We start from the raw sequence: 19,745 nt of genomic DNA on the forward strand, positions 1-19,745 counted from the left end.
ATACATCGGATCCATAGGGGTCGAGAGTGGCGCTGAAGTCGCATTACAAACGGTTGCAGTGACCGGCTTCGCCCGACCTTCGCGGGAAGGTCCACCGAGTGGCCGTCACATACATCGGATGGCCCCCGTTCCCCATACCGGACTCCTTTCACCTGCGTAACGGGTGGATCCTCGGAGGTCTAGCATAAATTGCCGGGCGAACCGGGGCTCACCCACCTCGCAGCCTTCCCCATCCGCCTCACCCACAAGCCCCACTTAACGGGTAAACCTCCATCAAAGCCCCTCAAACACCCGATGAATCACCACAATGCCCCACGTACGACACCATCCCCCATCCCCCACGACCAGCCCTCCGCCCCTCCGACCCTCACCCTCGCAACCCAGCGACGCCACCAACCACACCAACCCCAAAACCGAGGACTGTCCGGCAAACGGTTGGAACCGCAGCCCGGCAGGGCGTAGGCGGCGAGCGCGGTTAGAGCTCGTTTTCTTGCCGGGGCTTCTTGCCGGGCGGCGATCAGCCTCGCGCTTGGGGCCAGGCGGCCAGGGCCAGTTCCGCGGTTTCGGTGAGCTCTGCGGCCGTGGCGCCGTCGCGGGCCCGCTGTGACATGCCCTGGATGATCGCGGCAAAGTAGGCGGCCAAGGCGCGAGGGTTGGCTGCGGCGGATAGCTCGCCCTGCCGCTGCGCGGTCGTCAGGCGGGTTTCGAAGGCGGCCAGGTTCGCGTTGCGGAGGTCGCTCAGGAATGCCGAGATGTCGGCGTCCTGGACCGTGACGTTGGTGGCGGCGCTGATGGTCAGGCAGCCGGCCGGGTGGGAGGGGTCGGGATAGACGGCGGCCGCCTCGCGAAGGATGCGGCGGAACGCGCCCCGGGCTGTGCGCTCCTCTTCCAGGGCGGTGCCGATGAACGCACCGACGGGAGAGCGCCCGTAGGCGTGGACAACCTCTTTGAACAGGGATTTCTTATCCCCGAACGCCGCATACAGGCTGCCGGGTTTGATGTCCATCGCCCGGGTCAGCTCGCCGATGGTGGTGGCCTCGTAACCGTGCTCCCAGAACAGTCGCGTTGCGGCTGCCAGGGCCGTCGTGCGGTCGAACGCCGGTGGCCGTCCGCGCTTCACGCCTGGTCCATTCATGCCCCTGATTTTAGAGCGAGCACTCAAGAAAGCGTGCTACGTTCATTTCTTGAGTCATCGCTCAAGAAATGGGAAGGCGGTCAACAGCCATGGCAGCAGAAGCACTTGAGGGCAAGGTCGCGCTGGTCACGGGCGGCAGCCGAGGCATCGGCCGGGCCATCGCCGAACGACTCGCCCGGGACGGTGCCGCCGTCGGCGTCGCCTACGCCCGGGACGAGACGGCGGCCGGCGAGACCGTCGAGCGAATCCGGAAGAACGGCGGGCTGGCCTTCGCACTGCGCGCCGAGCTGGGACGGCACGGCGACGCGAGGCGCCTCTGGGCCGCCTTCGACGCCGCAGGCAAAGACCACGCGTCCGACGGGAAGCTCGACATCATCGTCAACAACGCCGGCATAGGGCGCAGCGCGGCGCTCGCCTCGTTGACCGAGGACGGCTTCGACGAGATCTTCGCCGTGAACGTACGTGCACCGTTCTTCATCGTGCAGCAGGGGCTGTCGCGCCTGCGTGACGGAGGCCGGATCATCAACATCTCCAGCGGTGCGGCCCGCCTGGCCATGCCGGAGATCATCGCCTACGGCGCCACCAAGGGCGCACTGGACACCTTCACCCTCAACCTCGCCAAGGAACTGGGCCCAAGGGGCATCACGGTCAACTCGGTGGCCCCCGGGATCGTCGACACGGATGTCAATGCGGCCTGGCTGCGGGGCAATCCGCAGGCCGAGGCACATGCGGCAGCCCTGGCCGCCCTCGGCCGGGTCGGACAACCGGAAGACGTGGCCGACATCGTGGCCTTCCTCGCCTCCAACGACGCGCGCTGGGTGACAGGCCGGGTCATCGACGCGACGGGAGGTGCCGGGCTATGAACTGAGAGAGAGCTGAGAGGGCAAGAGCTGGGCCGCTGGACGGATGGGCGGACAGGTTGGCATGATCATGGACGAGCAGACAAGATGAGTCCGCCTCAGGCATGACAGAGCCGGCTTGGCAGCGTCGGCGGGCCAGGATGGCAGGGATCGGGATGATGGCGGGGCGGGCGGTTGACTGAGGCAGCAGGGCGTAATAGAACACGTTTCAATAAGGCGCTTAACCAAGCGCTTGATCACTCCACAGGCCCGAGGTGAGCTCGAGTGCATATTGACCTCGTCGACCAGGACCGTTACGCGACCTCCGGCCCGCCACACGAGCAGTTGCGCTGGCTGCGCGACAACGATCCCGTACACCGGCACGAGGGCGAGCCCGACTTCTGGGCCGTCACCCGATATGACGATGTCGTACAGGTGTCTCGGCGCTCGGACCTCTTCTCCTCGTCCAGGAAACTGGCACTGTTCGACGAGGTCACCGAGGACCAGCGGGCGCTCCAGCGGTTGATGATGCTCAACCAGGACCCACCGGAGCACACGCGGCGGCGGTCGCTGGTCAACCGGGGGTTCACGCCGCGCACGATTGGAGCGCTCGAACAGCACATCCGGGATATCTGCGACGACCTTCTCGACAAGTGCTCGGGCGAGGCGGACTTCGTCACCGAGGTGGCGGCTCCGCTGCCGCTCTACGTGATCTGCGAACTGCTCGGCGCCCCGGTCGAGGACCGGGACAAGATCTTCAACTGGTCGAACCGCATGATCGGCGCCCAGGACCCCGACTACGCCACCTCGGAGGACCAGGGCGGCGATGCGGCTATGGAGGTGTACGCGTACGCCAACCAACTGGCCGCACAGCGCAAGGCGAACCCGCGCGACGACATCGTCACCAAGCTCATCCAGCCCGACGAGAAGAGCGGCGAGACCCTCGGTGAGGATGAATTCGATCTGTTCGTCCTCCTGCTGGTGGTCGCCGGCAACGAGACCACCCGCAACGCGGCCTCCGGCGGAATGCTCGCCCTCTTCGAGCACCCCGAGCAGTGGCAGCGGCTCGTCGCAGATCCCACGCTGGCGGGCACGGCATCCGACGAGATCGTCCGGTGGGTGTCACCGGTGAACCTGTTCCGGCGCACGGCCACGGCGGACACGGTGCTGGGCGGCCAGCAGATCCGCGAGGACGACAAGGTCGTGGTCTTCTACTCGGCGGCGAACCGGGACACCTCCATTTTCCCCGATGCCGAGGTATTCGACATCGGCCGCAGCCCGAACCCGCACATCGGTTTCGGTGGCGGTGGGGCACACTTCTGCCTGGGCAATCACCTGGCGAAGCTGGAGTTGCGGGTGCTGTTCGAGCAACTGGCCCGGCGGTATCCCCGACTGCGGCAAACGGGAGAGGCCCGGCGCCTACGGTCGAACTTCATCAACGGCATCAAGGAGCTACCGGTCGTCATGGACTGATCGCGACCAGCCGGCCAAGTCGCGCTGGTACCAACTGCCTGGCTTGCCGCCGAGGTCGGCCGGGTCAGCTGGGCCGACCAGGACGAACCCGGCTTTGGTCAGCACCTTCTGGGACGCGGCATTCTTGTGGGCGGTGGCCGCCCGTAGGGTGTGCGATCCTCGATGTCGACCAGGTTGAACCTGCCGAGCACCGAGCCGTCCTCGGCGATGAGTACGTAGAAAGCGCAGACGCCGGCCTCCTGCTCAGCCAGCAAGGCGTTGTACCGGTCGGGTGAACTGGTCGAAGAAGTCGTCGCCGCGATCAGAGATCGAGGCGGCGAAGTAGGCGCGGTTCGCCAGCTCGAAGGCCAGGACCGCCGGAGCATGACCAGCATGCAGTTGCTTCAGCTCGGGCACTGCCCGAATCTACCCAGGGGGCGCACCGAGATCGCCTGCGTTTCCGCCAGCGGCTGACAGCCTCGAGGCCACGGCACTACTAAGCCCATCGATCAAGAACAAGGGCTGGATGAGGAGATGGAACGCGGCGAACGACGGCCGCAGTACCGACCATCGGCCGTGTCAGAAGCGGAACCGCACGATACGGGTGGACCGCTTCAGGCCCGGCAGCAGGTTCAGGAGGCGGTACATGCGGCGTACGCCCGCGGGTGCCTTGGCCATCAGCACCGGTGCGTCGTACATCGGCGCCTCGTCGACGTATTCGAGCCGCGGGTGCCAATCGGCCGGCTCTGCCGGGTCGTTGAAGCCGCAGTGGAACTGAGCGCCGTATTTGCGCAGCGTGGGATCCCATTTCGAAGTGCGCCACGCCCAGACCGGCACCGTGTCGAACTGTACCTGGCCGGTGGGGAAGGCATCGACCACGCTGGTCAGCAGCCGCCGGACGTCAGTCTCGGTCAGGTAGGGCACCAACCCCTCGGCGATCATCAGCACCGGCCGCCCCCGGGGGATGCGTTCCAGCCAGGTCAGGTCGGTGACGCTGGAGTCGATCAGGGTGTAGTGCTCGCGCGGCGGCAGGAATTGTCGCCGCAGCTCGATGACTGAGGGGTAGTCCAGGTCGTACCAGTCGACGGTGGCGGGCGGGTCGATCCGGTACACCCGGGCATCGAGGCCGCAGCCCAGGTGCAGTACCACCGCGTCGGGGTGATCGGCGAGGAAGCCTCGGGCCCAGTCGTCGTGAGCCTTGGTGCGCACCACGGCGGCGAGGCCCATCTGGCTGGTGCCGAATCTGCGGCTGTCGTAGCCGGGGTCGAGGCGGCGCATCGCCTGCTCGGCATATTCGTCGCCGAGGATCGGGTCCGGCAGTCGGTTGTCCAGTGCTTTGGCCTTCAGGACAGGGCTGAGGGTCTTCTGCACCCCGATGAGTTCGGTGTCCTTCATGACAGCAACACTAAACTTATTTCAAGAATTTCGTGAAGTCTGTGAATGGCTTCAATTCAACGACAGCGGGACCCAGCCGCGTGGCGAAAAGCCGGCAAGGCCGCACGCTGTCGCACGATTAACGATGGAGATCCTTTTCCTGGTCGCGGGAACACCGCGCCCGGGAACCGATGGTCAGCTCGGGATCGCGCTGCCCTCGCAGCCTCTGCCGATCCGGCCCGTCTCGAAGTACCGCACCACCTCGGCGGCGCATTCGGGCACCCGGGTGGTCGACACGTGCACGTCGTCGGCGACCGTGTAGACGGTGCCGCCGATGGCGCGCCGCGTCTGCAGCGTCCAGTCATAGACGGACATGAACTCGTACAGGTGCCCCGCCAGTACCAGCGACCCGCTGCTCCGCTTCAACGTGGCCTGCTGCACCGGCAGCGGCCAGCCGGCACACATGACACCCAGTCCCCAGGACCGGCCGGTCGCCGGATGACGCTTCACGAGCTCCTGGTAGGTACGCCAGGCGGTGTCGAAACCGGCCCGGCTGCTGTCCTCGTTGCAGGCGACCGCCAAGTTCATGGTCATGTTCAGCATTTCGGGCGCGCCGGGCACGGGCGTACCCATCATCTGACCGCCGCTGAGCATCTCCTTGACGGTCGGCGGGGCGGTGGTGCCCGTCGCCGTCCGCAGTTCGGCCAGTGCCTTGCCCGCCCGTACCCACTCGGTCGAGTTGCGCTTGGCCAGGTCGGCGACGGCCGAGCCGTCGATGGGGCGCGGCAGGTCGGTGTACGTCTTGGGGCTCTTGTCGTAGTCGCGGACCAGCTTGGCCACCTGCTCGCGCACCTGCCGGGCGGTAGCACCGAGACCATAGGTCTCATCCCGGCGGCTCAGCCAGGTGGCCATGCGCCCGAAGTCACGCTCGGCCGCCTCCGCGCTGTCCTTGACGTGCTCGTCGAAACGGGTCCACGGCGGCGCCACGCTGTCCAGGAAGGCCCGTCCGGTGTGCTCGGGGAACAGGCTGCGGTACACCATGCCCAGGTAGGTGCCCCAGGAGAAGCCGAGCAGGTTGAGCTTGCGCTCACCCAGTGCGGTCCGCACCAGGTCCAGGTCCTTGGCCACGTTGCCGGTGGTGAGCTGACCGAGGAAGGCGGCGTCGGAGCGTCCGCACTTCTGGTTGGCGGAGACCTGGCCGTCGTAGATCTTCCTGGCCGCCTCCTTGGTCAGGGCGCCCGGCTCCTGCGGGCCTCCTGGCAAGGTGGGGCAGGCGACCTTGGTGCTGTACCCGACCCCGCGCGGGTCGAAGCCGATGATGTCGTATCGCTCGTTGAGCTTGGCCATCTCCTCGTTCCTGAGCGCGGCCCGCAGGATCGGGTCCAGGTATCCGCTGTTGCCCGGCCCTCCTGGCAGGACGGCGGTCGCGCCGAGCCGGTGGGCCTTGTCGGTGGCGGCCAGCCGGGTCACCGCGATGTCGATCTTCCGCCCGCCGGGGTCGCGGTGGTCCAGCGGGACGCCGACCGTCCCGCACTCCAGGCGCTTCATCAGCGTACGGAAGGCCGGAACCTGCTCCTGCGTCACGCGCAGACTCTGGATCACCTCATCGGAGTAGTCCGGGCAGGATTTCCATTGAACGGACGGTACGCCGGAGCTCGGGCTGGGGTTCGCGGTGACGCTCGCGCTCGGGCCGGCCTCAGCGGTGGCGCCCGCCGCGGAAGGATGCGCCGCCAGCCCCGCCAGCGCCAATGCCAATGCCGTCAGTGATCTTCGGTACGTCATGCGGACCAGTTGTAACGCAGCGGTTGTTTCCTTCCTGTTTCCAGGAAAACGGCCGCCGGGCCGCAGGCACTCGCCCTGTGGGGACTCGTCTCTCCGGACGTGAGCCCGCGACCGCCCTGACAAAATCCCCCCAGGCTGAACGAACAGGAACTCGGCGAGTAGGTCGCCGCCACCGGCGATCACGCGTCGCGGCCGTCCGAGAACATGTTCCCGGACGGCCGGAGACCCCTATTTTCCGATGTCCGCTAAATGTCCGGCGGCTGTCCTGGTCTCCGCATTATCGGATGCTGGAAGGTCATGAGTAGCGGCGGTTGGGTGTCATCTCAGGCCGTCGCAATTCCGACCGGACGACCCATGGAGGTTTCTATGGAAACGCGATCGAAGTCCCGCCGCTCCGTTCGCCGGCGCATTACCGGCGCAGCCCTCGGCGTGCTGTTCGCCGGCACGATCGCGACCGTCGGCGCGTCACCCGCGCTGGCCGAAAACGATGGCTGGATGTGGATCGGCGTAAGTGCCGACAATCGGGTCGACGTCCAGCAGAACTCCGGCAATAGCGGGACCTATCACATAGACATCTGGTACGCCGCCAACGGTGCCCGGTACGGCGGAACCGGTGACTACCAATACTCAGGCGGCACCAGAGGCCAAAAGTTTGGCTCGCATGCGTCGGTCGCCGGCAAGCGGCTCTGCGCCAAGCTCTGGTATTACAACCCTAATACCGCAGACTGGGAATCTCACGGCTCCCCTTGCCACACTTACTGATACCGGTGACTGCATAGCACATGGGTTGCCTTAGTAACCTGAAACGGCCTGCCAGCGTACCCTCGGACACGCTGGCAGGCCGCCCTTTTTCTTACCAACGACGGCAAATCCCGCCATGGATGGCCAAAGCCGCTCGGGAATGGGGATATGCAGTCGATGCTGGGCGGCTGCGTTTCGCAAGGCGTGAGGCCCGAGCGGACGCAGTCGAGGGCCGTGCGCTCCCGAGTAGTGAGGCGGACGCACTCGCCTCGTCGGCTGATCCGGCCGTGGCTCGCCTGGCCGTGCGGGTCAGCCGGCCGTGCGGGTCAGCCGGCCGTGCGGGCGGAGCCGTCGTAGGCGGTCAAAACCGTGTCGGCGTGGCGGAAGGCCCAGTCGCCCAGAGCACGGATCGGCACCAGCAGGTCCTTGCCCGCTTGGGTCAGCTCGTACTCCACCCGCGGCGGGGCCTCGGCATAGCGTCGGCGTTCGACCAGGCCACAGCGTTCCATGCGACGCAGGGTCTGAGTGAGCACCTTCTGGCTGATGCCGCCGATCTCCCGGCGGAGCCGACCGGGGCGCATGGGCCCCTCCTTTAGGGCGAACACCACCACCGGCAGCCAGGCATGGGCGAACAGGTCCACGGCCAGACGGGCCGGGCAGTCGGCGACGAAGTCGCCGTAGGGCTCGAACGGAGCGTCGTCGTGGTGGTCCACATTCGCCAGTCTCCCGCATCCGTTGGACACCTGGAGGTGCCTATCGGCACGCCTACTGTCTTCGCGGGAAGCTGCGGTTCAGGCGAGGAAGAGGGAAAGACATGCGTATTGGCATACTCGGGGCCGGGCAGATGGCCGAGGCGCTGGGATCGGGATGGGCGCGGGCCGGGCACGAGGTGATGGTCGGCGCTCGGTCGCAGGAGAAGGCGCGCAAGCTGGCCGAGGCGATCGGGGCGGGCGCCTGTGGCGGTGATCTGCGGGCCGCCGCGGAGCACGGCGAGGCGTTGCTGCTGGCCGTACCGGCCTTGTCGGTGGACGGGATTCTCGCCGGGGTCGGCGCGGCGGACGGCGCGTTGGCCGGGCGGACGCTGATCGACTGCACCAACGCCTACGAGCCTGACGCGTTCACCGACGCGCCGAACTCGTTCCTACTGGCCGACGACGCGGTGGCCGAGCGGGTGGCCAGGCTGGCCCCTGAGGCGGGGGTTGTCAAGGCGTTCAACATGTGCGCCGCGGAGGTGTGGACCTCCCACGCAGGGCGCGGGCTGGGGGTGCCGCTGTGCGGCGACGATGAGCGGGCCGTGGAGGTGGTCGCCGGTCTGGTGAGCGATCTGGGATTCGAGCCGGTACGGGCAGGTGGGCTGAGGCGGGCGCGATACCTGGAAGCCGTGAGTGTGTTCGTGGTCGGCCTGTGGTTCGCCGGGTACGACGCTCGCCAGATGCTGCCGCCCCTTCAGGAGGCCTTCGCCCACTCTGACGCCTGACATCGACCCGTTCATGGGTTTTAGGAGAGGGCACCCCTTGGATGAGTTCCGGTCTTGGGGTGCTGGGTGAATCCTTTGGTGGGGTTCGCGTCTCTTATACCTGTACCCGGCAACAGCGTCGGGACAGGTTCAGGAGGTTGTCATGCTCCTTGGTATCGTCGTCGCGGCTGTGCTCTTGTGCGCGTGCACCGTCGTGGTGCTGCGTCGGCGGGGTCGGTCGCGTGGCTGAGGTGAGTTGGCCGGTTGAGCAGCTGGTTGTCGCCGCGCGGGATGGCGACGTCGAGTCGATCGCCGCGCTGGTGTCCGGCGCGCACCCGCATGTGCAGCGATTCGCCTACTCCATGTGTGCCTCGCCGGAAGATGCTGAAGACGCCGCGCAGGAGGCGTTGATCATTCTGTACCGCAAGATCGGCACGTTGCGGGCGTCCGGTGCGCTGGCGTCATGGATGTTTCGCATCGTCCGCAACGAGTGCCTGCGGCGGACGCGGCGGCTGGTGCGACACCATGAACCGGTCGTGGACGCCACCGTGTGGTCGGCCGAGGATGAGGTATTGCAGCGGTTGGAAGCCGACCGGGTGGCTTCGGCGATCGCTTCTCTGCCCACCGATCAGCGACACGTTTTGATCATGCGAGATGTTCTCGGCTATCGCGGACGGGTTGTCGCCGATGCGCTCGGCCTCAGCACCGCCGCTATGAAGTCGCGGCTGCATCGCGCCCGCGCAACGGTGCACGACACGCTGCAGGGCACACCTGGCACAGCCGCGGGAGACAACGATGACTGACGATCGCAGCTTTGCCAGCGCCTCTCTGCCGCGACACCTGGTGCGCGGCCTGGTGGGATTCGGCGCGCTGGTCGGTTCGGTCGCCCTGATTCCAGCGGTTGGATTGGGCGGCTTGCTGCTCGCACCGGCTGGTCTGCTCGCCCTGCGAGGGTGTCCGACCTGCTGGGCCATCGGTTTGATAAAGACCATTTCGATGGGCCGGGTGCGGCGCTCCTGCGTAGATGGCCGGTGTGAACTGACCCTGGCCCCCTCTCCTGGATCGCACCCCGCCGACGACAGCTCGTAAACCGATGCCGCAGATCTACTTGTCCGGTCTCGGAAATCGTGTCGGTGGTTCCCGGCACCTCTACCGGATTGCCACGTGCGCCGTGTCAGGGAGTCGGGAGAAAACGCCTGATACCCGGGGGCGCAACCTCCGGATTTTCGGTGCTCCACCACAGCTCGCCGTCGACCGTCAGGTACGGCACCCAGTAACGCACCGCAGCACCCACGGCGAGCGCGTCGGCCACCTCGGTGAGGTAGGCGCCGAGCGTGGGCCAGGCAGCATCGAAGTCGCCGAGGCCGTCGTGCGCGGTCCAGCCGACCCGGCCATACCCGGGCCCGGGCCGCAGGTCGATCACCTGCGCATCGCCGTCCGCGCCGGCAAACGGTACCCATCGCTCGTGCCACCACGGTTCGGCGCCCGGCCGGTGCGGGGTGAGCCCATCGACGCTCACGGCGACGTCCATGCACGCGCGCCAGTGGTCGACGATGCCGGCGGTCGACAGCGGCGGCCCTTCGGGCAGGATGTTCGCCCAGATGCGTTGGCCGTCGTGGCGGCTCAGCGACTCGACAAGCTCAGGCGGGAAGGCGAGTCCCAGCGCGGCTTCGGCGGCGGCGACGTCGGCCGGGTCGGCGGGTGGAGCCAGCGCGGCCGCGCTGGCGGGGGTATGCCGCGCCAGCCACTCCTCGATCCGCGCCCACGCTTCCGTCACCATGACCACACACCCTAGCCTCGCTCGTCCGAGGACCAGCACCCCTTTGACCGCAAACAACGAACAACGCGACTTTCGGCATAGTCTGCTGGCTAATGTGGTGCAAGGGCGGCCTCGCCCGCATCAGGTAACCGTCGTCGTCGGCGGGCGGATCTGATGCGGGAGAGGATGCGGATCGTCTGGCGGGCGCCTGGTTGCCAGCCCTGCTGGATGAGGGTGTCCGCCGCCTGGTGGAGCAGGTCGGCGGTCTGCCCGGGGATGACGTCCCGGCGGACGACGATGACCCGCCAGCCGAGTGCGCGTAGCTCTGCGCGGCGCTGCTCGTCGCGGAGTTGGTCGGCGGCCGACGTGTGGTGCCGCTGACCGTCGTACTCGACCGCCACCTGGAACTCCGGCCAGCCGAGGTCGAGGTAGGCGAAGCGGTCATCCGACAGGGAGACGCGGACCTGGGTGGTGGGTCTGGGCAGGCCGCCGTCCACGAGGATCACGCGCAGCCAGCTCTCCCGGGGCGAACCGGCGCCCCGGTCGGCGAGGCTGAGCGTGTCGCGTAGGTGCCATGAAGTGGACTGGTGCCAGAGTGCCTCCAGGTCCACTCCGTGCCGGAGGAACTGGTCCAGAGCGGCCACGGCCTCCAGGCGGGGAAGCCAGCGGACACAGTCGAGGGCCGTGCGCTCCCGGGTGGTGAGGCGGACGCCCTTGTGCTCCGTGATGTCGTCGGCGGGCAGAGTGGTCACGTGGGTGACGCAGCCGGGGATCGCCAGGTGGCCGGGGGCTATGAGCTCTACCGGCCAGTCGTCTTCGGTGGTGTCGAGGCTCAGCACGTGCAGGCCCCAGATGTGGGCGGCCGTACGGCGGCAGGCGACCGCCTGGGGAATCAGCCGCGTAATGCGCTGAGCACGTTCGAGCAGCGAGGGTTCGTTCACGCCGTTCAGAATGAGGGAAGAGACGATGGGCAAGAGGCGCCGAATCCGATTCTGTGGATAGCTGAAACAGGTCACCCACAGCCACGGAGTAGTTGATCAGAGATCGCCCGTTGGGAGGTTGATCCGCCACCCAGATCGGCCGCGCGATCGGAGCCCGCTGCGGATCTGGGCCGATCCTTCAGCGACTATCTCCGCTACGTGCTGGGCCAGGTCAACGTGGACAGTGCCATCGCACGCGGGGACGACAGCGCCGAGCAGGCGCGCGACTGGTGCCACCGCACGCTTGCGGAGGTATTCCGAAAGGGGGAGGTGACCGTGGTTTTCCGAGGGTATCTAGCCACGCTGGCCCCGATCGGCGCAGCTTCACATCAAGGTCGATAGGGAGTGCCCGTGGCACCCTTCACCGAATTCGCACAGTTACCCCCATCTGGGGAGAACGATATCTCCAACCAGTAGGTCTGCACGGAAGGGTCCTTCTCCACGTCCGATGACCAGAAGTCAAAATCGAGCTGGAGGTCTGCCGTGAAGTCGCCGAAATTCTTTGAGAAGCACGTCTCGGAAGGCCATCCCTCTGTTGTTTGATGGCGCCTTCTTAGATCTCCGGTGCCGTCCTTGGACAGAATCCAGCCGACCGCGCGAGCTTGCTCTTTGTAATAGGTGGCGATCTCGAGAGGAGAGCCGTTGAATCTGTATCGGCGCCCGACCTCCGCGATAGCGTTATCGTCCGCGCACGCCGCCGATACATACTGATCTCCCAGCGGTTCGGTATGAGGCGGCGGTTGTCGGAGGATAGCGTCTTGGCCTGCGAGCTCGGACCATGGATCCGTGGGGTTGTTGATGCAGTCCAGTGCCATCGCCTTTGAGGCGAAAGAGCAGCCGGAAGCGGCGACGAGCATCAGAGAAGCCAGTAGGAGGCGGACTGGCAGGTTCAAGCGTTTTCCATGGCTCATTCCATCTCCCGAGAACACGAGGCACGGACTGCCTAAAGATTCCCCTCGGCGCGGAAAGTGCCGTCTTGTCCGGTCCGCGATTACGGGGCTTGGGGTGGATCTTAGGCGCTAGGAAGAGAATGCGCGCAATGCCGGAAGGACGTCGGTCGCGAGTCGTTCCATCTGCTCCCGGAAGTCCCCCACAGGCATGAAGTTGAACGAGGTGAACCCCAGCCGGACGAACTCCAGCAACTTCTCCACCACCTCCTCTGACGAGCCCGCCACCGCAGAGGACGAGGATCCGCCGACCAGGACCGGCACGTTGTACACGCATTCCACCTCCCGCCCCACCCGCCCAGCAGACTCCAGCACCCGCGAACGCATCTCCGCCGCCACCGAAGGCGGGGCGAACCCCAGTGAAGGGATCCACCCGTCCGCCAGTTCCCCGGTCGCCGCCAGCGCCCGGTTGCCGTACGTCCCCAGCCAGATGGGGATCGGGCCGACCGGCTTGGGCTCCAGCGAGGCGTCGAGCGTGTGATACCGGGCGCCCTCGTACGTGAACGACGGAGACGACCACAGCCCGCGCATGATGTGAATCGCTTCCACCATGCCATCCACCTTCTCCCGCGGCGTCGGTACGCCCAGCCCGAAGGCTCGGAACTCCTCGTCCGAATAGCCGCCCCCGAGCCCCAGGATCAGGCGGCCGCCCGAGAGCCGGTGCAGCGACTCCGCCATCTTGGCCACCATCGCCGGCGGCCGGTACGGCACCCCGAGGACCCGCGTGGCGACGCGGATCCGCGAGGTGGCGGCGGCGATCCAGGTGAGCAGTGTCCAGATCTCGTACGTCGGCGACGTCCCGCACGGATGGTCGGACATCGACACGAAGTCGAACCCCAGCTCCTCGGCCAGCCGCGCGTCCCCGACCGGATCGGCGCCGGGAGCCGCCGAGGCCGAAATGCCCACGCCGAACATCGCACCCGACAATCCACTCGACATCGCGTCCGCCTCCCATCATTTGGTTTACATGGAACCTAAATCCAAAGTTGGTTACACGTCAACTAATCTGGGTGGCATGGGTGACCCGCGTTGGTTGGACGAAGCGGAGTTCCGGGCCTGGCTCGGTTACCGCCGGATGCGGCTGCTCCTGGACGCCCAGGTGAGCCGGGATCTGCTGCGCGACTCGGGCTTGTCGGCGCCCGACTACGACGTACTGTCGTCCCTGTCATCGGCCGAGGGGCGTCGGGGGCGGCTCACCGAGCTGGCCGAGCGGATGCTGTGGTCGAAGAGCAGGCTGTCGCGGCACATCTCACGGATGGAGCAGCGCGGCCTGGTCACCCGTGAGGAGTGCGAGAGCGACGGTCGCGGCGCCGTGATCGTGCTGACCGAGGAGGGAATGCGGGCCATCGAGGTGGCGGCTCCCGATCATGTGGAGTCGGTCCGCCGCCACTTCATCGATCTGCTGACGCCGGAGCAGATCGACGTTCTGGGGGCCGTCGCGGAGACCGTGCTGACCCACCTTGGGGAGAAGGGCGACTAGGACACCCAGATGGGGCTCCAGTCGGCCATCTCATGGAAGCGGCGCAGCTCGGAGAGCCCGGACAGGATGCCGCTCCAGGCCGCGTACGGCGAGCGGCCGAATCCGCTCTGCACGATCGTCAGCCGCGTCTTGCCGCCGGACTCCGCCAGCTCCCAGGTGCCGACCCCGACGCCGCCCCAGTCGACCGACAGCCGGCGCCCCGGCTCGAGCTCGACGATCTTCGCCGGGTCGGGGTTGTCCGCGAGGCCGCCCATGGCGAAACGGCCGCCGACGTGCGGCTCGATCTCGATCGGGAAGCCGAACCAGCGGGTCACCGACTCCGAGTCGATCAGCGAGTCGAAGACCTTCTCCGCCGAAGCGGCGATCAGCACCTCCGCCCGCAGGTCGGAGGAGGTGAAGTCGGGCTTCGGGGTGAGCGGGCGGCCGTCGAAGTGCTCGGCCAGGTTGGCCAGCATGAGGCACCAGTACGTCTGGATCACGCCGCGGATCGTCGACTCGGCGAGCGCCTCCTGGAAGTCGAAGTGGGTCTGCGAGACGGACACGATGGTCGTCTCGGGGCTCTCCTCCTCCAGGCCGAACTCGACCGTGGTGTCCACGCCGTCCAGCAGCCAGGAGAAGCGCACCGTGTGGTCGTCGACGTGCAGCGGGCGCTGGTGCGGCGCGTCGCCTTCGGGGGTGTGGCGGCCCCAGAACCCGTAGCGGTCCGGCAGCTGCACCTCAGCGTGCTCGGCCAGCCAGAGCCGCATCGTCGCGGCGTCGGTCAGCGCGTGGTGCACCTCCTTCACCGGTGCCTGGACGCGGGCGCGGACGGTCATCGGCTCACTCATGTTCATCTCCCTTGGGGTAACAGGCGACGACGAGCTTGAAGGCGTCACCTTCCGCTCCGCCGTACCTCGTGAACAGGTCCTGCAGCATCCCCTGCAGCTCGTGCAGGAACTCCTGACGGTTCTCGGGGCGCACGTGGATCTCCCCCGACAGCCCGATCGACGGCAGCTCCGTCGCGGTCCTGTCGAGGCTCGCGATGTCGGCCTGGACCTCCTCCATGAGGTCCAGCAGGTAGCCCAGGCTCAGCTCGTCCTGCACCCTGCGCACGCCGATCCGGCCGACCAGTCGGGGTGACAGCCAGTACGCGCGAGCGCTGGCCTGGTAGATGCCCTCGTGGACACCGCGCACCTTGCGCTCCGACACCAGGTCGACCAGGCCGGCGTCCACCAGCCGTTTGACGTGGTAGTAGACGCGCTGTGGCGTCTGACCGAGCCGGGCCGCGACCTCGGTGCAGGTGCGCGGCTCGGCCAGCTGCCGCAGCACCTCGACGCGCTGCGGCTTGAGCAGTGCCTCGGCCTGCTCGATCTGCTCTAGGTACAGGACATCTCTCATCGCAAAAACAATCCTTTACGTAAAACAGAATTTTGTCAATGGGGCGCGCTCGAAGGAGCACTGCCAATGGGGGTGGATCAGGGCCAGGAACTGTCCTGGTCGGGGTCGCCGCCGTTCGACAGCAGGCGCAGGTCGGCTTCGACCATCGTCGCCACCAGCTCGTCGAACGGCATCGTCGGCTCCCAGCCGAGCTGCACCCGGGCCTTCTTCGGGTCCGCGCAGAGCAGGTCGACCTCGGCGGGCCGATGCAGGGCCTGGTCGGTGACGACGTACTGCTCCCAGTCGAGGGAGGCCGCCGCGAAGGCGGCCTCGACCAGCTCACGGACCGACTTCATGCGCCCGGTGCCGATCACGTAGTCCTCGGGGGTGCCGGCCTGGAGCATGAGGTGCATGGCCCGTACGTAGTCGCCCGCGAAACCCCAGTCCCGCCGTGCCTCCAGGTTGCCGAGCCGGAGCTCGGTGTCGAGGCCGAGCTTGATGCGCGCCACGCCGAGCGAGACCTTGCGGGTGACGAACTCGGCGCCCCGCCGGGGCGACTCGTGGTTGAACAGGATGCCGGAGACGGCGTACATGCCGTAGGACTCGCGGTAGTTCTGCGTGAGGAAGTGCCCGTACGCCTTGGCCACGCCGTATGGAGAGCGCGGGTGGAACGCGGTGCGCTCCGTCTGCGGCGTCTCGCTGACCTGACCGAACATCTCGGAGGACGAAGCCTGATAAAAGCGGATCTGGCCGGAGGCGGCGCTGCCACGCGACACGCCCGAGCACACCCGGATGGCCTCCAGCATCCGCAGCACGCCCATCCCGGTCACCTCGGCCGTGAGCTCCGCCTGCTCCCACGACATGGGTACGAACGAGATGGCGCCCAGGTTGTAGACCTCATCGGGCTGAACCCGTTCCACGGCCGAGATCAGCGATCCCTGGTCGAGCAGGTCGCCGCGGACCACCTGGACATCGGTCAGCAGCTTGCGCAGCCGCGACACGCGCGGGTTTGCCTGACCTCGCGCCAGGCCCCACACCTCGTACCCCTGACCGAGCAGGTACTCCGCCAAATAGGAACCGTCCTGGCCGGTGATGCCGGTGATCAGAGCGCGCCTGGCCAAGGGGTCCTCCCACTATCACGACCGCGTCCGTTTGGACGGGAATGTACAGCTAAGCGCCTCGATACAGCACCAGAGCCTCCTAGAACACGTTCCACCGAACCGCGCTCGGTCATGCCAACATCGCAGTTCGCACGGCCTTTGGCGGCAGTTGTGAACAATTCCAGATGACCTACCGAATGGTAGCCTTCTCGGACTAAGGTCATCTTCACGGTACACGCCCATCTCTGGGTGCATACCGGGCTAGAAAGGGGTGTCCGTGAGCGACACGCTGCGGATCGCGCTGCTGTCCTACCGCAGCAAGCCGACCTGTGGTGGCCAGGGCGTCTACCTCCGCCACCTGAGTCGCGAGCTGGTCGCCCTGGGCCATCACGTCGAGGTGTTCTCCGGCCAGCCGTACCCGGAGCTGGACGAGGGCGTGATCCTGCAGAAGGTGCCGAGCCTCGACCTCTACCGCGACGAGGACCCGTTCAGGACGCCGAAGCTGCACGAGTACCGCGACTGGATCGACTGGCTGGAAGTCGGCACCATGTGGACCGCCGGGTTCCCCGAGCCGCTGACGTTCACGCTGCGGGCGCACCGCGCGCTGAAGAAGCGGGTGGGCGACTTCGACGTCGTCCAGGACAACCAGACGCTCGGCTACGGCCTGCTCGGTATCCAGAAGCTGTTCCCGGTGGTCGGCACGATCCACCACCCGATCAGCGTGGACCGGCGCATCGAGCTGGAGGCCGCCACCGGCGCCAAGAAGCTGACCATGCGCCGCTGGTACGCCTTCGTGAAGATGCAGGCCAAGGTCGCGCCCCGGCTGAGCCCGATCCTGACCGTCAGCGAGTCGTCGCTGGCCGACATCCACCGCGACTTCAACGTCCCGCAGGCGAACATGCGCCTGATCCCGCTCGGCGTCGACACCCGCTACTTCCACCCGCGCCCGGACAAGCCCCGGCGCAAGGGCTCGATCGTGGCCGTGGCCAGCGCCGACTCCCCCATGAAGGGCGTCGCCACGCTGCTGCGGGCGGTGGCCAAGCTGGCCACCGAGCGCGACGTCAACCTCACGGTGGTCAGCAAGCCGACCGCCGGCGGGCCCACCGAGCAGCTCGTACAGGAGCTGTCGCTGCAGGACCGGGTCCGCTTCGTGCACGGCATCTCCGACGACGAGCTGGGCGAGCTGATCGCCACCTCCGAGGTCTCCGTGGTGCCTTCGCTGTACGAGGGGTTCTCGCTGCCGGCCGTCGAGCACATGGCCTGCGCCACCCCGCTGGTCGCCAGCCGTACCGGGGCACTGCCCGAGGTGGTGGGGGACGCCGCGATCCAGGTCGCGCCCGGCGACTCCGAGGAGCTGGCCGCGGTGCTGCGCCGCCTGCACGACTCCCCGGAGGAGCGTGAACGGGTGGGCAAGGCCGGATATGACCGGGTCATGGAGCGTTACACCTGGCGCGTCGTCGCCCAGAGAACCGTCGAGGCGTACCGCGAGGCCATCGCGGCCCGCCGTACTCGTCCTACCCGCTGAACTCGTCGTACCCGCTGACCGAACTTCAAGGAGATCGATAAGTGCTGACGGTGGACTTCGCCCGGCTGCCGGTCGGGCCCGGCGTACGCGTGCTCGACCTGGGTTGCGGCGGCGGCCGGCACGCCTTCGAGGTGCTGCGCCGGGGCGCGGACGTGGTCGCCTTCGACATGGACCAGTCCGAGCTGGACAGCGTGGCGGCCATGTTCGTGGCGATGGACAAGGCGGGTGAGGTGCCGCCCGGCGCCGGCGGCGAGACCGTTCAGGGTACGGCTCTGGACATGCCGTTCGAGGAGGGCTCCTTCGACCGGGTCATCGCGGCCGAGGTGCTGGAGCACATCCCCGACGACATGGCCGCGATGCGGGAGATCTTCCGGGTGCTCAAGCCCGGCGGCACCGCCGCGATCACCGTGCCGAGCTTCCTGCCCGAGCGGATCTGCTGGGCGCTGGACGAGGACTATCACACGGCCCCCGGTGGACATGTCCGGATTTATACGTTGGCTGAGCTGTCGGCCAAGCTGAAGTCCACCGGCTTCGACATCGGCCCCCACCACCACGCCCACGGCCTGCACGCCCCGTACTGGTGGATCAAGTGCGCGGTCGGCGTCAACAACGACGACCATCCGCTCGCCAAGGCCTACCACGAGCTGCTGGTCTGGGACATCATGAAGCGCCCGCCGCTCACCCGGCTGGCCGAGAACCTGCTCAACCCGCTCATCGGCAAGAGCGTGGTGCTCTACGTGAGGAAGCCCGCCGCGTGATCTCACGCGAGGAGGCCGTACGGACGGCCTTGAGCATCTCGGCGATCCAGAGCGACGACGGCGGCGTGCCCTGGCCGGAAGGCCACGTCGACGCGTGGAACCACGTCGAGTGCCTGATGGCGATGACCGTGGCGGGCCTGCGCGACCCCGTGGCGCGCGGCTATGACTGGCTGGCCCGGCACCAGCGCGACGACGGCTCGTGGGCGATGAAGCTGGTCGACGGCGTCGCCACCGAGCAGGGCGGCGAGTCGAACCACGCCGCCTATGTCGCGGTGGGCGTCTGGCACCATCACCTGGTGACGGGCGATCAGAAGCTCACCGAGCTCAGGTGGCCGATGGTCAAGAGGGCGCTCGACTACGTGGTGGGGCTCCAGACCGAACGCGGCGAGGTCGTCTGGGAGCGCGACGCGCATGGCCGGGCCTCCTCCTACGCGCTGCTCACCGGCTGCGCGTCGATCCACCAGGGGCTGCGCTGCGGCGTCCTGCTCGCCGACCACTTAGGCGACCCGCAGCCGCACTGGGAGCTGGCCGCCGACCGGCTGGCCCATGTGCTGGCCGCGCACCCGGAGGCGTTCACCGACAAGAGCCGCTTCTCCATGGACTGGTACTACCCCGTGCTCGGCGGCGCCGTCCGGGGCCCGGCGGCGGAGGAGCTGCTGGAGCGGGAGTGGGGCACGTTCGTGGTGCCGGGGCTGGGCATCCGATGCGTGTCGGACCAGCCGTGGGTGACCGGGGCGGAGACGTGCGAGCTGGCGCTGGCCCTCCACGCGCTGGGCGACCGCGACCGGGCCGCGCGGCTGTTCGCCGACGTCCAGCATCTGCGCCATGAGGACGGCTCGTACTGGACGGGCTGGCAGTTCGTCAACCAGCGGCACTTCCCGCACGAGCGGAGCGGATATACGGCCGCGGCGGCGGTGCTCGCGGCGGACGCGTTGTCCGCCTTCTCCCCCGGAGCGGGGATCTTCCGCGACATCAGCGCCCCCTCCGTCTCCCCCGCCGACCCGCATCTGTGTGGGTGCACGCCCGCTCGCGCGTGATCTTGTCTCGGTACGCAAGGGCTT

At 67.5% G+C, this 19,745-nt stretch carries 22 protein-coding genes; 10 read left to right on the plus strand and 12 right to left on the minus strand.

Annotated features, from left to right (window positions below):
• Window positions 1-517: 517 nt before the first annotated feature.
• Entirely contained in the window at window positions 518-1,120 is a 603-nt protein-coding gene (locus AB0B64_RS18835; RefSeq protein ID WP_357949895.1) for a TetR/AcrR family transcriptional regulator, read from the minus strand.
• Window positions 1,121-1,224: 104 nt separating this feature from the next.
• Between AB0B64_RS18835 and AB0B64_RS18840 the strand changes: the two genes are divergently transcribed.
• Window positions 1,225-1,998 carry an SDR family oxidoreductase gene (locus AB0B64_RS18840; protein WP_357949892.1) on the plus strand — a complete coding sequence of 258 codons (774 nt, stop codon included), beginning with the start codon at window positions 1,225-1,227 and terminating at the stop codon, window positions 1,996-1,998.
• Window positions 1,999-2,259: 261 nt separating this feature from the next.
• Window positions 2,260-3,447: a cytochrome P450 gene (locus AB0B64_RS18845; protein ID WP_357949889.1), complete on the plus strand. Its 1,188-nt coding sequence runs from the start codon at window positions 2,260-2,262 to the stop codon at window positions 3,445-3,447.
• 243 nt (window positions 3,448-3,690) lie between these two features.
• Here AB0B64_RS18845 and AB0B64_RS18850 read toward each other — a convergent pair whose 3' ends face one another.
• The 3 genes from AB0B64_RS18850 to AB0B64_RS18860 form a co-directional block, all read right to left on the minus strand.
• Window positions 3,691-3,843 (minus strand): hypothetical protein, encoded by a 153-nt coding sequence (locus tag AB0B64_RS18850; RefSeq protein ID WP_358178631.1) that lies wholly within the window; start codon window positions 3,841-3,843, stop codon window positions 3,691-3,693.
• A 162-nt stretch (window positions 3,844-4,005) separates the two neighbouring features.
• Entirely contained in the window at window positions 4,006-4,821 is an 816-nt protein-coding gene (locus AB0B64_RS18855; RefSeq protein WP_358178633.1) for a class I SAM-dependent methyltransferase, read from the minus strand.
• Window positions 4,822-4,995: 174 nt separating this feature from the next.
• Entirely contained in the window at window positions 4,996-6,582 is a 1,587-nt protein-coding gene (locus AB0B64_RS18860) for an alpha/beta fold hydrolase (protein ID WP_358178635.1), read from the minus strand.
• Window positions 6,583-6,948: 366 nt separating this feature from the next.
• On the opposite strand from AB0B64_RS18860, the gene AB0B64_RS18865 reads away from it, so the two are divergent.
• Window positions 6,949-7,344 carry a hypothetical protein gene (locus AB0B64_RS18865; protein WP_357949878.1) on the plus strand — a complete coding sequence of 132 codons (396 nt, stop codon included), beginning with the start codon at window positions 6,949-6,951 and terminating at the stop codon, window positions 7,342-7,344.
• Between the two features lie 305 nt (window positions 7,345-7,649).
• On the opposite strand, the gene AB0B64_RS18870 is transcribed toward AB0B64_RS18865, so the two are convergent.
• The gene (locus AB0B64_RS18870; protein WP_358178637.1) at window positions 7,650-8,036 is read right to left on the minus strand and encodes a helix-turn-helix domain-containing protein; all 387 of its coding nucleotides are present in this window, start codon (window positions 8,034-8,036) and stop codon (window positions 7,650-7,652) included.
• Window positions 8,037-8,137: 101 nt separating this feature from the next.
• Here AB0B64_RS18870 and AB0B64_RS18875 point away from each other — a divergent pair, with 101 nt between their 5' ends.
• From AB0B64_RS18875 to AB0B64_RS18885, 3 genes are all read left to right on the plus strand, one after another.
• Entirely contained in the window at window positions 8,138-8,800 is a 663-nt protein-coding gene (locus AB0B64_RS18875) for an NAD(P)-binding domain-containing protein (protein WP_357949873.1), read from the plus strand.
• Between the two features lie 221 nt (window positions 8,801-9,021).
• On the plus strand, window positions 9,022-9,582 hold the full coding sequence (locus tag AB0B64_RS18880; RefSeq protein WP_358178639.1) for an RNA polymerase sigma factor: 561 nt from the start codon (window positions 9,022-9,024) through the stop codon (window positions 9,580-9,582).
• Window positions 9,575-9,868 carry a hypothetical protein gene (locus tag AB0B64_RS18885; RefSeq protein WP_357949867.1) on the plus strand — a complete coding sequence of 98 codons (294 nt, stop codon included), beginning with the start codon at window positions 9,575-9,577 and terminating at the stop codon, window positions 9,866-9,868. Before AB0B64_RS18880 ends, AB0B64_RS18885 begins: the two co-directional genes overlap by 8 nt.
• A gap of 85 nt (window positions 9,869-9,953) precedes the next feature.
• Here AB0B64_RS18885 and AB0B64_RS18890 read toward each other — a convergent pair whose 3' ends face one another.
• The 4 genes from AB0B64_RS18890 to AB0B64_RS18905 form a co-directional block, all read right to left on the minus strand.
• The gene (locus tag AB0B64_RS18890) at window positions 9,954-10,559 is read right to left on the minus strand and encodes an SMI1/KNR4 family protein (RefSeq protein WP_357949864.1); all 606 of its coding nucleotides are present in this window, start codon (window positions 10,557-10,559) and stop codon (window positions 9,954-9,956) included.
• Window positions 10,560-10,648: 89 nt separating this feature from the next.
• On the minus strand, window positions 10,649-11,479 hold the full coding sequence (locus AB0B64_RS18895; RefSeq protein ID WP_358178641.1) for a hypothetical protein: 831 nt from the start codon (window positions 11,477-11,479) through the stop codon (window positions 10,649-10,651).
• A gap of 368 nt (window positions 11,480-11,847) precedes the next feature.
• Window positions 11,848-12,411 (minus strand): hypothetical protein, encoded by a 564-nt coding sequence (locus AB0B64_RS18900; protein ID WP_358178643.1) that lies wholly within the window; start codon window positions 12,409-12,411, stop codon window positions 11,848-11,850.
• A 126-nt stretch (window positions 12,412-12,537) separates the two neighbouring features.
• Window positions 12,538-13,404, minus strand: a complete 867-nt coding sequence (locus tag AB0B64_RS18905) for an LLM class flavin-dependent oxidoreductase (protein WP_358178645.1) — start codon at window positions 13,402-13,404, stop codon at window positions 12,538-12,540.
• A gap of 76 nt (window positions 13,405-13,480) precedes the next feature.
• Between AB0B64_RS18905 and AB0B64_RS18910 the strand changes: the two genes are divergently transcribed.
• On the plus strand, window positions 13,481-13,945 hold the full coding sequence (locus AB0B64_RS18910) for a MarR family transcriptional regulator (protein ID WP_357949852.1): 465 nt from the start codon (window positions 13,481-13,483) through the stop codon (window positions 13,943-13,945).
• Here the strand turns inward: AB0B64_RS18910 and AB0B64_RS18915 are convergent.
• The 3 genes from AB0B64_RS18915 to AB0B64_RS18925 form a co-directional block, all read right to left on the minus strand.
• Window positions 13,942-14,772: an SRPBCC family protein gene (locus AB0B64_RS18915; RefSeq protein WP_357949849.1), complete on the minus strand. Its 831-nt coding sequence runs from the start codon at window positions 14,770-14,772 to the stop codon at window positions 13,942-13,944. The two genes, AB0B64_RS18910 and AB0B64_RS18915, sit on opposite strands and share 4 nt — an antisense overlap.
• A complete protein-coding gene (locus AB0B64_RS18920; RefSeq protein WP_357949846.1) occupies window positions 14,765-15,322 on the minus strand; it encodes a helix-turn-helix domain-containing protein in 558 nt (185 codons plus the stop codon). Before AB0B64_RS18920 ends, AB0B64_RS18915 begins: the two co-directional genes overlap by 8 nt.
• 77 nt (window positions 15,323-15,399) lie before the next feature.
• Entirely contained in the window at window positions 15,400-16,422 is a 1,023-nt protein-coding gene (locus AB0B64_RS18925) for a GDP-mannose 4,6-dehydratase (RefSeq protein WP_357949844.1), read from the minus strand.
• A gap of 250 nt (window positions 16,423-16,672) precedes the next feature.
• Here AB0B64_RS18925 and AB0B64_RS18930 point away from each other — a divergent pair, with 250 nt between their 5' ends.
• The 3 genes from AB0B64_RS18930 to AB0B64_RS18940 are packed head-to-tail and all read left to right on the plus strand — an operon-like array spanning window position 16,673 to window position 19,721.
• Window positions 16,673-17,926, plus strand: a complete 1,254-nt coding sequence (locus AB0B64_RS18930; RefSeq protein ID WP_357949843.1) for a glycosyltransferase family 4 protein — start codon at window positions 16,673-16,675, stop codon at window positions 17,924-17,926.
• A gap of 41 nt (window positions 17,927-17,967) precedes the next feature.
• Window positions 17,968-18,684 (plus strand): methyltransferase domain-containing protein, encoded by a 717-nt coding sequence (locus AB0B64_RS18935; RefSeq protein ID WP_357949841.1) that lies wholly within the window; start codon window positions 17,968-17,970, stop codon window positions 18,682-18,684.
• Window positions 18,681-19,721, plus strand: coding sequence for a prenyltransferase (locus AB0B64_RS18940; RefSeq protein ID WP_358178647.1), 1,041 nt, complete (start codon window positions 18,681-18,683; stop codon window positions 19,719-19,721). Before AB0B64_RS18935 ends, AB0B64_RS18940 begins: the two co-directional genes overlap by 4 nt.
• The last annotated feature ends 24 nt before the right edge of the window (window positions 19,722-19,745 follow it).

The organism is Nonomuraea sp. NPDC049129 (assembly GCF_040648495.1).
Lineage (GTDB): Bacteria > Actinomycetota > Actinomycetes > Streptosporangiales > Streptosporangiaceae > Nonomuraea.

Coding starts and splice junctions, on each gene's coding strand:
- AB0B64_RS18910 (WP_357949852.1), top strand. CDS start 13,481: ATGGGTGACCCGCGTTGGTTGGACGAAGCGGAGTTCCGGGCCTGGCTC.
- AB0B64_RS18840 (WP_357949892.1), top strand. CDS start 1,225: ATGGCAGCAGAAGCACTTGAGGGCAAGGTCGCGCTGGTCACGGGCGGC.
- AB0B64_RS18915 (WP_357949849.1), bottom strand. CDS start 14,772: ATGAGTGAGCCGATGACCGTCCGCGCCCGCGTCCAGGCACCGGTGAAG.
- AB0B64_RS18875 (WP_357949873.1), top strand. CDS start 8,138: ATGCGTATTGGCATACTCGGGGCCGGGCAGATGGCCGAGGCGCTGGGA.
- AB0B64_RS18865 (WP_357949878.1), top strand. CDS start 6,949: ATGGAAACGCGATCGAAGTCCCGCCGCTCCGTTCGCCGGCGCATTACC.
- AB0B64_RS18860 (WP_358178635.1), bottom strand. CDS start 6,582: ATGACGTACCGAAGATCACTGACGGCATTGGCATTGGCGCTGGCGGGG.
- AB0B64_RS18855 (WP_358178633.1), bottom strand. CDS start 4,821: ATGAAGGACACCGAACTCATCGGGGTGCAGAAGACCCTCAGCCCTGTC.
- AB0B64_RS18885 (WP_357949867.1), top strand. CDS start 9,575: ATGACTGACGATCGCAGCTTTGCCAGCGCCTCTCTGCCGCGACACCTG.
- AB0B64_RS18920 (WP_357949846.1), bottom strand. CDS start 15,322: ATGAGAGATGTCCTGTACCTAGAGCAGATCGAGCAGGCCGAGGCACTG.
- AB0B64_RS18890 (WP_357949864.1), bottom strand. CDS start 10,559: ATGGTGACGGAAGCGTGGGCGCGGATCGAGGAGTGGCTGGCGCGGCAT.
- AB0B64_RS18905 (WP_358178645.1), bottom strand. CDS start 13,404: ATGTCGAGTGGATTGTCGGGTGCGATGTTCGGCGTGGGCATTTCGGCC.